Source organism: Anaerobiospirillum sp. NML120511 (assembly GCF_023050955.1).
Classification (GTDB): Bacteria; Pseudomonadota; Gammaproteobacteria; order Enterobacterales; family Succinivibrionaceae; genus Anaerobiospirillum.
The window spans coordinates 12,923-28,367 of sequence record NZ_JALKIK010000052.1 but is presented as its reverse complement, the minus strand read 5'-3'; the positions used below and the strand labels follow the sequence as shown (position 1 = coordinate 28,367).

Here is a 15,445-nt window from a genome sequence, read left to right as displayed (position 1 = left end):
CCCTCATAAGAGGTGCCTGTGCATGCATCCTCCAGTCTGAGGATATTGTCATTTTTTCGTGGAAAATATTCCTATTTAGTTAACCACATTTAAGAATAGGCTTCACGGATCTACGCAAAATTAGCGTGTATATCGCTTTGTAATGTCCATGTTTAAAATACATGAAAAATTTCTAAAAATTTTGTTGACACTGCAGGGCCGATTTGGTTTAATAAGCGCCGTTGCCCAGATAGCTCAGTCGGTAGAGCAAAGGATTGAAAATCCTTGTGTCCCTGGTTCGATTCCAGGTCTGGGCACCATCAAAGTAAAATGGTGCCGCAACAATGTCACCATCACCGATGCCCAGATAGCTCAGTCGGTAGAGCAAAGGATTGAAAATCCTTGTGTCCCTGGTTCGATTCCAGGTCTGGGCACCACTTACCAGGCAGCATTAGCTGCTTTTTTTGTTTTTATGTTACTAGATACAGACACGCGCTTTCGCGCCAGCCATCTCATGCCCAGCTGGGCAGCTCTGTCTCCTGCCGTAACACTGTCGGCATAACAGTGCCTCAACGATACTCCCTCCAGATCACCAGCTCCATATAACTCCTCCAGCCCACAAAAGCTCATTTCATAAGCGCGCAACCACTCCTGTCATAAGTGCGCAACCAGTTCTGGTCCTGCTGTCCCATGCACTCATGCAAGCAGGCTCTGCATCGACGCTGCAGGTGCCTGCTATGACGCTGCGTGTCGCTCGTGTACTGGCTGTTGCGCATACGGCTGCCGCGTGAGCAGGTTCGTGCCGGGGCAGAGAGTGGGCACAGCGGCGCGCCAGCTTCATGCTGAAGACGCGGGCAAGACTGTTTGGGCATGGGTATGCTCTGCAATGCCTGTGAGGGTGCTGGTTGGGATGAGAGTTACTGGTGTGCTTTGGGCAGGCACAGGCGGGGCCGGGCTGGCTGTGCGTGCCCGGCTGGGGAGGGCAGGTCAGGCCTTATGGTCTGAATGCGGCAGCATGCCAGCAGCAGGCCAGCTGCATGCCCGCAGGGGCTGGCTTGCTGGTGGCGGTCAGCTGCGCTGAGGGCGGTCGAGGCGGATAAACTTGTCGTTATCAACCACGAGGCAGTCCATGGAGGCTGCGGCGGCTGCCTGAATGCCTGGCAGGCCGTCTTCGACTACCAGAATCTTTTCAGCTGTGAGCTTCATCATCTCCATGAGCTCAAGATAGGTCTGAGGATCCGGTTTATGTCTGGTTACGTCATCGGCGCTGACAATGAAGTCGATCATGTCAGAGATATGGTGGATCTCAAGGATATCAACAACGTTAATTCGCTGGGTTCCGGTGCCAATGCCAATCTTTGCACCGCGCTCACGGGCTGTTTTGAGAATATCAAAAGCTCTTGGGAACAGGGGGACCTTGTTAATCCATGAGCGGTAGAGCTCAACTTTGCGGCGCACAAATTCGCTTACGTCACCCACATCATGACCGGCGTCAGCCATGGCCAGAACTATATTGCGTGAGGAGAAACCACCTCTTTTGCAGATAAATTCAGGTTCAATGGAGAAACCGTGCTCTTTTGCCGTCTGCTGCCATGCCTGAATGTGATACGGCATAGAGTCAATAAGGGTACCGTCAAGGTCAAAGATCAGACCCTGATATGGGGAAAAATCAACATCGATCATGATTGGCTCCTTATAACGAACATTTCGTTTATAGCAAAATAAGAGCTGTGTGGGGGAAAAATTTCCTCAAAATGCAGGCTGGCTATTAATTTATCAGCAAAAAAGCGCCTGCTCGTTTATTATTAAGGGCAGTCTTCAGCTGAAGTCAGAGAGATTTTCTATGAGCGAGTTCGTTCTTACCTGCGATACTGTCATTATTGGAGCCGGAACGGCCGGCCTTGAGGCTTTTATGAAAGCTTCAGCCTCCGGTGCCTACTGTATCCTTGTAGAATCAGGTCCTCTGGGAACCAGTGCCAAGCGCACCGGTGATACCCCTCTGTCCTACCTGTCGGCTGCCGGACAAAGCTGCCATGCTATCCACAGTATTGAGCGCTTTGGTCTTACCACCAAATTTGATCCGGCCATTGATAATCATCATGTGCTGAATAATCTGCGTGCCGTCCGCGCCAAAGATACCAGCGAGATTCTCTCCTTTATCTACCGCATTCCTGAAAGTAACCGTCTTATCGGCCGTGCCCACTTCATTGATGCCAATACCCTGATGGTCAATGAGAGCCATACGGTAAAGTTCAAGACCGCTGTTATCGCCACAGGTTCAGTACCGGTAGTTCCATACGAGCTCAGCAAGTATCAAAGTCAGGGTGTCTATACCACTCAGGACTTTTTCGAGCTCGATCAGCTGCCACAGTCCATTGCCATTTTCGGCTCCAACCGCGAAGGTCTGCAGCTTGGTCAGGCACTTTCCTACCTTGGCGTCAGAGTAGTGGTGTTTGGCAACAACGGACTGTGGAATCTTACTGACGAGTCAGTAATTTCAGCAGCTGTGGATGCCTTCAACGAGCGCTTTGATCTGGTACTTAACAGCTACACCACAGCCATTGAAAAGTATGAGCGCGGTTTTGGTATCTACTATCTGGATTCAGATAATTACGAAAACCATATGGGTGTGGATACCATTCTGACCTGCTCAATACGCTATCCAAAACTTGATGGTCTTAACCTCAGAGCCATTGGTATGGATGTCGATCGCAACGGCTGCATCAAAATCAATGAGCAGACCATGCAGACCTCCATTGCTCATATTTTTGCAGCTGGTGATGTCACCAACACCACCATGACTACTGACAAGGCCCGGCAGCAGGGTGCAGCTGCAGGCACCAATGCTGTTACCTGGCCTGATGTTAAGCAGTGCCAGCCGGCATTTGCTCTGAACATTCTGGCAACTGACCCTGAAATGGCCATGGTGGGTATGAGTTATGAAGAGGTCAAGGTGCGTGCCCGCGCAGGCAACTCCTTTATTTCAGCAGAGGTGCGCAGTAATAGCGGGCTGTTCCTCATCACCCATAACGATGGCGGACTGCTGCGCATGTACGTAGATGAGAGCAGCCATAAAATTCTGGGCGCCGAGCTGTGCATGCATGACGCCAGTCATCTTGCTCATCTGCTGGCCATGGCAATTGCCCAGGAGCTCACAATAGAGCAGGTAGCACAGCTGCCGTACTTCACCCCATCCTACGAAGCCGTCATTAAGTCAGCCTGTGAGCAGGCCATCAAAAACATAGCCCGCAAGGCCGTAGGGCTTTAGGCTTCCTGATCTGAAGAGCCGCTTCTGCCTTGCCGGGAAGCCCGCCCGGCTTGCAAGCCCGGCTGGCCAGCCTGAGGTCAGTCCGGTCATTACTGCCAGGCTGCATGGCCGAGACTTGCTTAGCAGCTGAAGACACACAACATGCAGGCACTGCATACGCAATAGAATTACCGAAGATAAGGATATTGAGCACAAAATGGTCAAAGAGATAGTACTTGCCTCCAATAACAGCGGAAAAGCACGCGAATTTGGCGACATCCTGTCACCTCTGGGCATTGAAGTACACCTGCAGAAGGAATTTGATATTCCTGAGGCTGAGGAAAATGGTCTGAGCTTTATTGAAAACGCTCTGATTAAGGCCCGCAATGCCGCCGCCCATGCTCATATGCCAGCTCTTGCTGATGACTCCGGCCTGTGCGTCGATGCCCTTGGCGGTGCTCCGGGCATTTACTCAGCCCGTTACTGTGGCACCTGGGGTAATGACAAGGCCAATAATGACAAGCTGCTCGAGGCTCTCAGGGATGTTCCTGCTGACAAGCGTACCGCCCGTTACTTTGTAGCCCTTGCCTATGTACGCAGCAAGGACGATCCTGTGCCTGTAGTCGTGACCGCTTCATGGGAAGGCACCATTGGCATGAAGCCGATGGGACAGAACGGCTTTGGTTACGATCCTCTTTTTGTGGTCACAGGACGTAACTGCACGGCAGCCCAGATCCCTCATCAGATCAAAAATGTAATCTCCCATCGTGCCCGCGCTCTGTCACTGCTCGTCTCTGAGCTTTCCCGCTGCAACGAAATCTGATATCCCCACGGCAGGAAGCACATGCCTGCCCCGCAGTCCTGCAGCAGCCATCCAGCCAGTCTGCAGGGCTGAGTCTTTTGCTTAAACTTTTCTTTTCTTTTCTTTCCCTCCACTCATTCAAGACATAAGAGTAACCCCGGCACCACAGACTGCAGGGGCCGTTCAGCCCATTCCTACGCTGCTCGACCGCATGCCAGCACGCCGGCGGCATCTTGGCCTTATGCCTGCACGCACGGCGGCATCATGGCCCCATGCCTGCACACATGCACTGCCGTATGATGACCGCATGCATGGCCGTATACATGTCCATATGCATGGCTGTTCATTCAGGCACGGCTGCAGGCCTGCAGCGCAGCTGCACCCATGGCAGGTCAGGCCACTATGGTGACCAAGTACGTCATTACAGTGTGAGTGTTGGGGATGATGCTGGAGGGAAGAGATGATGATTTGTAAGGTAGGTTATGACTGCAAATGCTCAGGAGCTGTTTAACCAGCATGCTGACACGCTCAATACTCATCTGAGCCGGGCCCGTGATCAGGCGGCTACCATGCCACCGGGGCTGATGCTTGAGCCTGAGCAGCGCCATAAGCTGCTCTTTTCGCGCAATGATGTGGGGCTGTATATCCACTATCCTTTCTGCGTGCAAAAATGCCCTTACTGTGACTTTGCCTCCATAGCCTCAGGTGAGGACAGCTCCCGTGATGCGCAGTACGTAAACCTGCTCATAAGTGAGTTTGAGCTCAAGCTGCCTTTGCTGCAGGGCCGCAGCATTGTCAGTGTCTACATTGGCGGAGGCACCCCAAGTCTGTGTCAGCCTGCCCAGTGGGCGCGTCTTTTTGAAAAGGTCGGTCCTTACCTTGCGCCTGGGGCTGAGGTTTCGCTGGAGGCCAATCCGGGCACTGTGGATCTGGCCAAAATGCGTGAGCTGCGGGCTGCGGGGTTTAACCGCATCAGCATTGGCGTACAGAGCTTTAACGATCGCATGCTCTCCCGTCTTGGCCGTATCCATAATGGCGATGAGGCCAGGGCTGCCTGCCGTAATGCCGTGGCTGCCGGATTTTACAATTACAATCTGGACATTATGCATGGCCTGCCACGTCAGGATGTGGAACAGGCTCTTGATGATCTGCTTATAGCTCTGCAGCTTGAGAGCACCCACCTGTCCTGGTATGAGCTGACTCTTGAAGAGGGTACTGTTTTTGGAGAGCGTCCTCCGGTGCTGCCTGATGAGGACGTGCTCCTTGCCATTGAGGAGCAGGGCTTTGATCTTATCGACAGGGCCGGGTTTGAGCATTATGAAGTGTCCGGTTATAACCTTGGTGGCGCATACCGCTGTGTTCATAATCAGAACTACTGGCTCTATGGCGACTATCTGGGCATTGGCGCGGCCGCTCATCAGAAAATCACTCTGACATCTGGCAATGATTTTGTCATTACCCGCTCAGCAAATCCTGAAAACTATCAGGACTACCTCAACTGGTGCATTCAGGGCCAGCTCAAGGATGGTAAGGGCGTGCGCAGTAAAACAGTTGTTGAGTCAGGAGACATACCTTTTGAGTTCATGCTCAACCGCCTGCGCCTGTTCATAGACAGGGTAGACAGCAGTGAATATCAGCTTCGCACCGGCATGCCTGTGTCTTCACTCAAGGACAGTCTGACTGAGATTGCTGCCGATGGGCTCATTGAGCTGGAACATGATCTGAGTTTTTCTTTGACGCAGCAGGGAAAAATCATGTTAAATGATGTTATTGCGCGGTTTTTGTGAAAAAATACCGGTATGAGCCTGCAACCGTCTGCCTGACGCGGCAGGACCAGCGCTGCACGCTCAGCGCTGCAGCAGCATAGCGCTGCGTCGCAGCAATAAGCATTTTTAACCTGCTCTTTTTGAGCAGGAGCCCGCTGTTGTCAGATTAGACAGGAAATATACGTGCACAGCCGCGTGAAAAGCGTATGATTACAGTACAGTCAGGTGCATTTTTAACGCAGCCTTTTCTTAAGTCCCTTATGCTGCTTACATACCTGACCCAAAATACTGTTACTACAGGCAGACTCTGCGCAATGGTCATCTGCAAGTACTGACCTGGTGCCCATGAGTCTGGCAGCCATGACACAGCTGATAAAGTCAGCAAAGTCATAAGCCACTGCTCTTATTAAGAGCTCCGGCCAGTTAGCAAAAACTGCGACTGATACTGAGACCGGCATCATCTGTAAGACGGTGAGGTGTGGCCTGCAGATACAGGCCGCTTGCCTTACAGCTGGCAAGGCAGTCTGACTGGCATAGCCTGAGTTCAGACAGGCTATTGTGTTGCGCAGCGTTTGTGTCCTGTGATTTGGGGCAGATCTTTGTGTATGTGAGCGTGCACATCCTGCCCGGACAGGGGCTGGTAATCGGGTTAATTCAGGGCTGAGGCCGGTAATGGGAGGTTGCAGTGGACAGCCACACCGGGCTGTCACGTATGTGGATCACATCGTCACTGTCAGTTCACACGGTTATTCTTATGGCCTGAGGGCAGCACAGCCAGCTGCACTTTAAGGCATGATATTCAGGTCTTGTGGTTGTACTGGTCAGGGCCTGAACAGGATTTATATTTAAGTTTTCAACTCTCACCTTTCTCATACATCCCTTAATGCAGGAACAACATTACCAGGATCAGTCATTTCAGGTTCTATCAGTGGATCCAGGTGTTACCAGACAGTTATGGTGTTATCAGACAGTTCTGGTCTTGCCACGGTATCTCTGTGTACCTCAAAGCATGGCTTTCCCGGATGGATTGTGGTGCGCAAGGACAGATTCATGCACCAGGTGAACAGGGTTGCAGCCCCCGCAGGCTTCACGCATAGCTGGTCATCAGTTAAGGATGGCTGCCTGTTATGCGGCTTTTTATATTAAGGATTTTGCTATGGCTAATGATATGCATACCGACACAGCTCAGACTGATGTTCTGGCAGATGCATCTGAGCTGCTAAAACAAAAGAATGCTCCAAAGGGAGATGTCGCCTCCGACTTCAAGACAGCTGTTTATCTGTGTGCAGCCACCCGTCATTTCTCCTTTGAGGAAGTACTTTCCAACCGCCGCCTTGATCTGCTGAGCTTTATGCTCTCTTCAGTAGGTTTCAAGGGATCCACCTCAAATATCAGTATTGAGCAATATCTTGATGTCATTCAGGAGCTCATTGATGATGGCGCCCTGCAGTACATCGGACACAGTGCAGGCTTTGTGGCCACCGGCTTTGCCCGCGTATGCGAGGGCGAGGTCAGCTGCGTAAACGTACGCCGTGAACCTCCTTTAAGCGCTGTTGAACTGCGCTTTGATGACGGCGAGGGCAATACATACCCGCTGTTCAGCAAGTTCATGATCATCCCTGGCGATCGCGTCAAGGTTGTGGTCAACACCTTTATCAATGCAGCCTATGTCATCAAGCTGGTCAAGATGCGTTCATCTCTGATCGGTGATGTTACCGGCGGCAACAAGAAGATCTTCTTCCGTGAAAAGGGCTTCAGTGCCTATGACATTCGTGTTACCAAGGATGAAAAGGACATCAAGGGCGGCTCTCTGGTAGTAGCTGAAATTCTTGCCCGTAAGGCTCCAAATATCCTGGTTGTCCGTCCTACTCCTGTTAAGGGCGATCGCGGCATGCTTGATAATTTCATTATCAAGGCTCTGCTCGAGCACGGTATTCCTTCAGCATGGCCTGAGACCGTCAAGAGCTCTATCAAGAGCATTCCAGCCGTGGTTAAGAAAGATGAGATCAAGGGTCGTGTCGACCTGCGTGATCTGCCTCTGGTTACCATTGACGGTGAGGATGCAAAGGACTTTGACGATGCTGTTTACTGTGAGATGCAGGGCAGCAAGTTCCACCTGTATGTCGCCATTGCTGACGTATCCTACTATGTAAGAACAGGCAGCGCCATTGATGCCGAAGCTCTTGAGCGTACCACCTCCGTTTACTTCCCTTACTACGTAGTGCCTATGCTCCCTGAGGAGCTGTCCAACGGCATCTGTTCGCTCAATCCTGGTGTAGATCGTCTGTGTATGGTCTGCGAAATGATAGTAAATACCCGTGGCCGCATTGAAAGCTACGAATTCTATCCAGCCGTCATGAACTCTCACGCCCGTTTGACCTACACCGAAGCATGGTCAATGATTTCCGAGGGCAAGGCCATTTCTGAGGAAAACCAGAAGTGCGTCCCATGGGTCAAGACTCTGCACAAGCTCTATCAGGCTCTGAGAAAGGCCCGCGAAGGCCGTGGCGCATTCGAGTTTGAGAGCACTGAGGTCAACTTCCTCTTCGACGAAAAGTGGCGCATCAAGGGCATGGTTCCATACGAGCGCAATGACGCTCACATGCTCATTGAAGAGTGCATGATTGCAGCTAACGTCTGTGCTGCATCTTTCGTCAAGGAAAACGGCTTCCAGAGCCTGTATCGTGTGCACTCCCGCCCAACTGAGGAGAAGCTCGACCGTCTGCGCGCAATTCTGTCCAAGCACGGTATCGATCTGGCCCACGGCTATGAGCCAACCCCTCTTGATTTCAAGGATGTATCCCTGCAGGTAAGCAAGCTTGCCGAGGGTGTACACCAGATCATTTCCCTGCAGCTGCTGCGCTCCATGTCCAAGGCTACTTACAGCCCTGACAACATCGGCCACTTCGGTCTGGCTCTGGAGAACTACTCACACTTCACCTCTCCAATCCGCCGTTATCCTGATCTGCAGATTCACCGTGTTATCAAATACATTCTGGAGAAGAAGCAGAAGCGCGAGTGGGGCAAGATTGGTTCTCAGCAGTACAGCCACGATGCTCTGGTCAAGCTGGGCAACTCCTGTACTGAAAAGGAAATCTCTGCAGCTGATGCCGAGTACGATGTTGATAACTCCCTCAAGTGCGAGTACGTCAGGAACTTCATTGGCGAGGCTGTGGATGCAACTGTTTCCACTATTTCCAGCCATGGCATCTTTGTAACCCTCAATGATTTCTACATTGACGGCATGCTCAAGGATGGCTGCACCATCAACGCCAATGACCGCAGCTTTGTCTGCTACGGCGGCGCTGTCTTCCATGAGGGCGATCAGATCAAGGTACGTATTGGCAATGTCAACAGTCAGGCCCGCTTTATCGACCTGATGCCTGTTGAAAGCCCACGTAAGAGTGACGCCAAATTTGATATCAATGCAGCCAAGGAGCAGCTCAAGTCAACAGCAAGTGAGGGCTACCGTGGCAGCAATGACGTCAAGAATGCTTTCCTCGATGACATTGGCCGCTTTACCCGTGGTGTTGAGCCTGATAACAGCAATACTGTTACCCGTCCGCATTGCGATTTCTCAGTGGCAAAGAGTCTGAACATTTCTGAGGATGAGAGCATCAGCAATATCGAGAATGCCAAAAACTCATCCCGCAGCGCCAAAGGTTCCAAGGCCGCTGCCAGGACTAAGCCAGCTCAGCAGGCCACATCAGAGCCAGCTGACGCTCAGGAGTCCAAGGCAGCAAAGGGCAAGTCCAAAGCCGCTGCTAAAGCAGCACCGGCAAAAGCTGAGGCTGCAAAGGATGAAGCTCAGGATGAGTCCGTCTCTTCAGGCACCGTTATTACCGTCAAGCGCAAGACTGGCAGCAGCACTGCCAGGACCAAAGTCATTGCTCTTGATGACAGCGAAAAGGCCCAGGAAAAGCCAGCCCGCAGCCGAGCCCGCAAGAACGACGAAGATGTTGATCCACTGCTGATTGATACTGCATCACGTATCGATGCTGACCTTGAAAGTGCCGGGCAGAGCCGTCCATCTAAAAAGTCTGGCAAGAGCAAGGCCGAGAAGGCTGACAAGGCCGACAGCGCCGCACCTGCAAAATCAGGACGCAGCACTGCCTCCAGGTCCAATGCCAAGAGCCGTCAGGCCGAGGAAACAGTCTCTGAGCAGGAAGTAGCTCTGGGCGGTGATACCACTGTTACCGTAACCAGACGCAGCAGAGCCAAGGCCCAGACTCAGGCAGACAGCATGGGGCTGGTCAGAGCCGATGAGGTTCAGCTCAGCCCTCCATCAGAGCCGGAAGCAAAGCCAGCTGCAAAGAAGACAGCAGCCACCAAGGCAGCCTCAGCCAAGGCTCCAGCCAAGCAAGCTGCCGCAGCCGCTGAGGCTGAGCCAGAGGCCAGGCCTGCAGCAAAGAAGGCCAGGTCTCCAGCAAAGCCAGCTGCCAAGGCTGCGGCTGAAGCTGCCGAAGCTGAGCCAGAGGCCAAGCCAGCTGCAAAGAAGACTGCAGCGGCCAAGGCCCCAGCCAGGACAGCTGCAAAGCCAGTTGCCAAGACTAAGGCCGCAGACACTAAGGCTGAGCCAGAGGACAAGCCGGCTGCAAAGAAGACTGCAGCCGCCAAGGCCCCAGCCAAGTCAGCTGCAAAGCCAGCCGCCAAGTCAGCTGCCGCAGCCGCTGCTGAGGCTGAGCCAGAGGCAAAGCCAGCTGCAAAGAAGACTGCAGCCGCCAAGGCCCCAGCCAGGACATCTGCCAAGCCAGTTGCCAAGACTAAGGCCGCAGACGCTGAGGCTGAGCCAGAGGCAAAGCCAGCTGCAAAGAAGACCGCCGCCACCAAGGCCGCTGCCACCAAGGCTACGGCCAGCCCAGCAGCCAAGGCAAAGGCCGCCGCTGCCGAAGCTGAGCCAGAGACTAAGCCAGCTGCAAAGAAGTCCGCCGCCACCAAGGCCGCTACCGCCAAGGCACCGGCCAGGTCAGCTGCAAAGCCAGCTGCCAAGGCAAAGGCCGTAGACGCTGAGGCTGAGCCAGAGGCCAAGCCAGCTGCAAAGAAGACGGCTACCGCCAAGGCACCGGCCAGGTCAGCTGCAAAGCCAGCTGCCAAGACTAAGTCCGCAGCAGCTGAGCCTGAGGCCAAGCCAGCTGCAAAGAAGACAGCTGCCAGCGCTGCAAGTGCTGAGAGCAAGCCGGTGAAAAAGCCTGCCATCAGAAAGTCAGCCAAAAAGACTGGCGCTTCTGACAAGTAGTCTTCAAAGGTCATTACTTAATCAGGGGCAGGAGAGTCTGCCCCGCACAGAATTATTTCAATAAGGGGTTGGAAGCAGAGCTTTTAGCCCCTTATCCATGTAAGGAAACCAATTAATGCAAGTGCAAAAGAAGAGTCGCAATCGCGAACTGGTCTATGGCATCAATTCCGTAGAGCAGGCTATTGAGACCAGCCCTGACAAAATCCTTTCAGCCTGGGTAGTAAAGGGCCGTGAGGACGACAAGCGAATCAACAAGCTGCTGCGCGAGCTGGCCAATTACGGCATTGTGGCCCAGACAGCCATGCGTCACTTTATCGATGAGAAGTGTGACAACGGCGTTCATCAGGGTATCGTCATTGAGATGAAGGCTACCCCGCCTAAAAATGAGCACGATCTGATGGATTTCCTTGACAGCCTCAATGGAAAGCAGGAAGCTCCTTTCCTCCTGATCCTTGATGGCGTAACTGATCCGCGCAATCTTGGTGCTGCCATGCGTTCTGTATGGGCCGCCGGTGCTCATGCTGTGATTGTGCCTAAGGACAAGTCAGCTCCTTTCTCACCTGCAGCCCGCAAGACAGCTTCTGGTGCCGCCTCTGAAATCCCTCTGTTTGCTGTAACCAACCTGGCCCGTGTACTTGATGAGCTCGAGCAGCGCGATATCCGCATCATTGGTATGGACGGTGAGGCTGAGCACAGCATCTACGAGACAAAGATGACCGGTGCTGTCGCTATTGTTATGGGCTCTGAGGAGTCCGGCATGCGTCGTCTGACCCGTGAAAAGTGCACCGATATCACCCGTATTCCAATGGCAAGCGGCGTTGAGAGTCTCAACGTATCCGTAGCCGCCGGTATTGCCCTCTTCGAGGCCGTCCGTCAGCGCAGCTGCCAGGACTAGTCCCCCGGAGGGCAGCCGTCAGGGACAAGGACTCCAGCCCTGCTCGTCCCCGCGCAGGGAGCATGTACCCTGGATCCGGGCTCAAACCAGGGGCCCATGGCTGGTGCATTCGTCCTTATTTTCAGGTCACAGTTCCTCCTGCAGGGCTGTGACCTGAACTTTTTCTGCATCAGAGATTTGAGCTCAACAGGATCAGATCTGCCTTGTGCCCTTGCGGTGAGCGGTGCAGTGAATGGCCAGTCGCTTACATGAGAACAGAGGCCGGCCCTTGCAGATTAGGGGACAGGCATGCAAGCTGGGACAGGCGGGGCTGCAGGGACGGGCATGCAAGCTGGGACAGGCGGGGCTGCAGGGACGGGCAGGCAAGCTGGGACAGGCGGGGCAGCAGGGACAGGCGCGGCAGCAGGGATTGGATTGCCAGGAGGGGTGGGCCCCTTGGGAGCAATTAACAGGTGATATTGGGATATGTGCAGGAAATGCTGAAAAAAATGTGATTTGTCTTGCATTTTGCGGGTATTCAGGTACAATACTGCGCACTTCAGTCACGTTGGCATACCAGTGGTTGGATGTCACGTAAGCTTCCTTGTCTAAAACAAGACTGAAATTTTAGACTTTTACCGTAAGGGGCATTTATTCATGCGTCACTACGAAATCATTTTCCTGGTTCACCCAGATCAGTCTGATCAGGTTCCAGGCATGATCGAGCGTTACAAGGGCGAGATCGAGAAGACCGGCGGCAAGATTCACCGTCTTGAGGACTGGGGCCGTCGTCAGTTAGCTTACCCTATCTTAAAGCTTCACAAGGCTCACTACGTTTTAATGAACGTTGAGGCTACTCAGGAAGCTATTGACAGCATTGAGAACAATTTCCGTTTCAACGACGCTGTTATCCGTAAGTTAGTCATCTGCACCAATGGTCCAGTTACTGAGCCTTCCCCAATGATGAAGGCCCGTGAGGACCGCCGTGCTGCTCGTGAGGACAACAACGACCGTCGCCGCGGCGACCGTGACGAGTCCTCTGATGCTGAAGTTTCAGCTCAAGAAGCTTAATTAAGAGGACTATCATAATGGCTCGTTATTTCCACCGCCGTAAGTTCTGCCGTTTCACCGCTGAGGGTGTAACCGAGATTGATTACAAGGATGTAGCTCTCTTAAGAAACTATGTTACCGAGTCCGGTAAGATCGTTCCAAGCCGCATCACTGGTACTAGTGCAAAGTATCAGCGTCAGCTCGCTACTGCTATCAAGCGCGCTCGCTTCTTAGCCCTGTTACCTTACACCGATCTTCACAGCCGTTAATTTCCACTGGCCCGGCTAATCCCGGGACAATGAGTTCAGGCTTACAAGATTAAAAGGAATTTTCTAATGGAAATTATTCTGCTCGATAAGATCGCTCACTTAGGCGGTCTTGGTGACAAGGTAAAGGTTCGCAACGGCTATGCCCGTAACTTCCTGTTACCAAAGAAGAAGGCTGTTTTAGCTACCGAAGAGAACTTAAAGAAGTTCGAAGCTGAGCGTGTTCAGTACGCTGCCAAGATTGCTGCTGAGTTAGACGCTGCTCAGGCCCGCGCCAACAAGATCGTTGAGCTCGGTTCTGTAACCATCGCCTCCAACGCTGGCGACGAGGGCAAGTTATTCGGCTCTATCGGTACCCGTGACATCTCTGAGGCTTTAACTGCCGCTGGTGTTGAGGTACACAAGAGCGAAGTTCGTATGCCAGAGGGTGTTATCCGCTCTGTTGGCGAGTACGAGATTGCTCTCCAGCTGCACGCTGACGTTAAGACCACCGTTAAGGTTGTCGTTATCGGCTCCAAGTAATCTGTGATTACTGATATCCGATGAAAAAATAGGGCAGGATGCAATGCATCCTGCCTTATTTTTTTGGCTTAAAGCAGCCCGGAAGCGGCACCGGATGGCGGCAGACTTCGTCCGCCGCCGGCCGGCCGGCGGCAGCATCCAAGGTTGCTGGCAAGGCAGCCCTGCGGGCCATGGGCCCGACTCGTAGCAGGCCACAGGCCCGGCGATGGTGCCGGGGATATTGCAAGCCGGGCTGTGTTTGGCCACAATATCAGCTCAGTGCCCATAAATTTATGGGCCGGTCAGACAGTCAGCTGCACGGACTCCTGCATATGAGGTATCCCTGTGGGCCTTTTGCTTTCTTCCGGGCAGGACCGTATGGCTGCAGTCTTTCGGACAGCGGTGCCCATTTGGGCTTTTGCCTCAGGGCAGCACTTTGTTCATTTTTTGAGGTTCGGGGATGACAGTGGAACATTTATCTGCACAAAAGCAGAAAGAGCGTGAGACTCAATACATGACAGTTGAGGTAAGTGAGGCTGATCGTCACGATCACAGCATCACTCTGCCTGATCTGGACAACATGCCACCGGTGAAACTGGTTGCCCTTGATATGGATGGTACTACTTTGCGGGAGGACAAGACTTTCTCTCCTCTGCTGATTGAAACCATTCACAAGGTACAGGAGAAGGGCATTGCCGTTGCTATCTGTACCGGACGTGCTCCTGAGAGTATTGCTGATCTGGCTGAGGTTCTGGGCCTTACCCGTGGCCATGGCTACTGCGTCTGTTTTAATGGCGGCTCTCTGGTCAATATCAACGAGCTGGAAAAGGACCTGGCCATAAACACCATCAATGCCCAGGATCTGATTGATATTGAGGCTGTAGCTGCTTCATGCGGCTGTGCCGTGCATGCCTATTCCACCCGCCGTCTGCTGCTTACTGAGAGCAATATAGTCTTTACCGAGATGGAAATTGCCGCCTCCATGCAGCCATTTGAAAAGCTGCTCTTCCCTGATGAGGTCAATCCTGAGGAGACTGCCTACAAATTAATAGTGGTAGGCGATGCTGACAAACTCGACAAGGTGCGCGCAAGCTGTCCTGCAGATTTTTCAGAGCGTTTTAACATTGCCCGTACCCATCCAAACTTCCTTGAGTTCATGCACAAGGGCTGTTCCAAGGGCGCTACCCTGGCCCGTCTGTGCGAGATGCTGGGCTTTGGTATGGAGAATGTGGCTGCATTTGGCGATGCCGAGAATGACATTGAGATGGTGCGAGATGCCGGTGTAGGCGTCGCTGTGGCCAATGCCATGCCGACTTTAAAGGCCGTAGCCCGCTACCATACCCTCAATTACCTCGATGACGGTGTAGCTGTTTACCTGCGCAAGCTGCTGCGTCTTTAGTCTGCTGTTCTGCAGCTGCAAGCCAGGCCTGAGCCTGGCAGGCGCTGCAGAGCGCAGCCTGGTCTGCAGGCAGCGCCATTTCAGCAGCCATGGCTGATGCATGGTGGCTGACCAGTTATGATCCCGGATGAACTGTTCTTGTGAGCAGGGCGTCCGGGATTTGTTTTTATAGAATTGCCTAATTGCACACTAAAGTTTATGTGGCACAATATGCCCCATGCCCAAAGAGGGCATAAAGCGCTTAACTGTGCGATTGTTATGCGCTTTGAGATAATCAGTTTGATAAATTACTGTCCGGTATCTTCTCTTATCAGGGCGGCTGTTT

At 52.9% G+C, this 15,445-nt stretch carries 10 protein-coding genes and 2 tRNA genes; 11 read left to right on the top strand and 1 reads right to left on the bottom strand.

What is annotated here, in order from left to right; all coding sequences use genetic code 11:
- Positions 1-223 precede the first annotated feature (223 nt).
- Positions 224-299: transfer RNA gene (locus MXE39_RS11425), tRNA-Phe, on the top strand.
- A gap of 41 nt (positions 300-340) precedes the next feature.
- Positions 341-416 (top strand) — tRNA-Phe (locus tag MXE39_RS11420).
- A gap of 631 nt (positions 417-1,047) precedes the next feature.
- On the opposite strand, the gene MXE39_RS11415 is transcribed toward MXE39_RS11420, so the two are convergent.
- Positions 1,048-1,662: an HAD-IA family hydrolase gene (locus MXE39_RS11415; protein WP_246978812.1), complete on the bottom strand. Its 615-nt coding sequence runs from the start codon at positions 1,660-1,662 to the stop codon at positions 1,048-1,050.
- Positions 1,663-1,822: 160 nt separating this feature from the next.
- Here MXE39_RS11415 and MXE39_RS11410 point away from each other — a divergent pair, with 160 nt between their 5' ends.
- From MXE39_RS11410 to MXE39_RS11370, 9 genes are all read left to right on the top strand, one after another.
- Positions 1,823-3,247 (top strand): FAD-dependent oxidoreductase, encoded by a 1,425-nt coding sequence (locus MXE39_RS11410; protein WP_246978813.1) that lies wholly within the window; start codon positions 1,823-1,825, stop codon positions 3,245-3,247.
- Positions 3,248-3,443: 196 nt separating this feature from the next.
- Positions 3,444-4,049, top strand: a complete 606-nt coding sequence (gene rdgB, locus MXE39_RS11405) for an RdgB/HAM1 family non-canonical purine NTP pyrophosphatase (protein WP_246978814.1) — start codon at positions 3,444-3,446, stop codon at positions 4,047-4,049.
- A gap of 461 nt (positions 4,050-4,510) precedes the next feature.
- A complete protein-coding gene (gene hemW / locus MXE39_RS11400; protein WP_246978815.1) occupies positions 4,511-5,815 on the top strand; it encodes a radical SAM family heme chaperone HemW in 1,305 nt (434 codons plus the stop codon).
- A gap of 1,135 nt (positions 5,816-6,950) precedes the next feature.
- Positions 6,951-11,030: a VacB/RNase II family 3'-5' exoribonuclease gene (locus MXE39_RS11395; protein WP_246978816.1), complete on the top strand. Its 4,080-nt coding sequence runs from the start codon at positions 6,951-6,953 to the stop codon at positions 11,028-11,030.
- A gap of 115 nt (positions 11,031-11,145) precedes the next feature.
- On the top strand, positions 11,146-11,925 hold the full coding sequence (gene rlmB, locus MXE39_RS11390; protein ID WP_246978817.1) for a 23S rRNA (guanosine(2251)-2'-O)-methyltransferase RlmB: 780 nt from the start codon (positions 11,146-11,148) through the stop codon (positions 11,923-11,925).
- Between the two features lie 636 nt (positions 11,926-12,561).
- Positions 12,562-12,975, top strand: coding sequence for a 30S ribosomal protein S6 (gene rpsF, locus MXE39_RS11385; RefSeq protein ID WP_246978818.1), 414 nt, complete (start codon positions 12,562-12,564; stop codon positions 12,973-12,975).
- 17 nt (positions 12,976-12,992) lie between these two features.
- Positions 12,993-13,223 (top strand): 30S ribosomal protein S18, encoded by a 231-nt coding sequence (gene rpsR / locus MXE39_RS11380; RefSeq protein ID WP_246912924.1) that lies wholly within the window; start codon positions 12,993-12,995, stop codon positions 13,221-13,223.
- 66 nt (positions 13,224-13,289) lie between these two features.
- Positions 13,290-13,742: a 50S ribosomal protein L9 gene (gene rplI / locus MXE39_RS11375; protein ID WP_246978819.1), complete on the top strand. Its 453-nt coding sequence runs from the start codon at positions 13,290-13,292 to the stop codon at positions 13,740-13,742.
- 439 nt (positions 13,743-14,181) lie between these two features.
- Positions 14,182-15,120 carry a Cof-type HAD-IIB family hydrolase gene (locus MXE39_RS11370; RefSeq protein ID WP_246978820.1) on the top strand — a complete coding sequence of 313 codons (939 nt, stop codon included), beginning with the start codon at positions 14,182-14,184 and terminating at the stop codon, positions 15,118-15,120.
- The last annotated feature ends 325 nt before the right edge of the window (positions 15,121-15,445 follow it).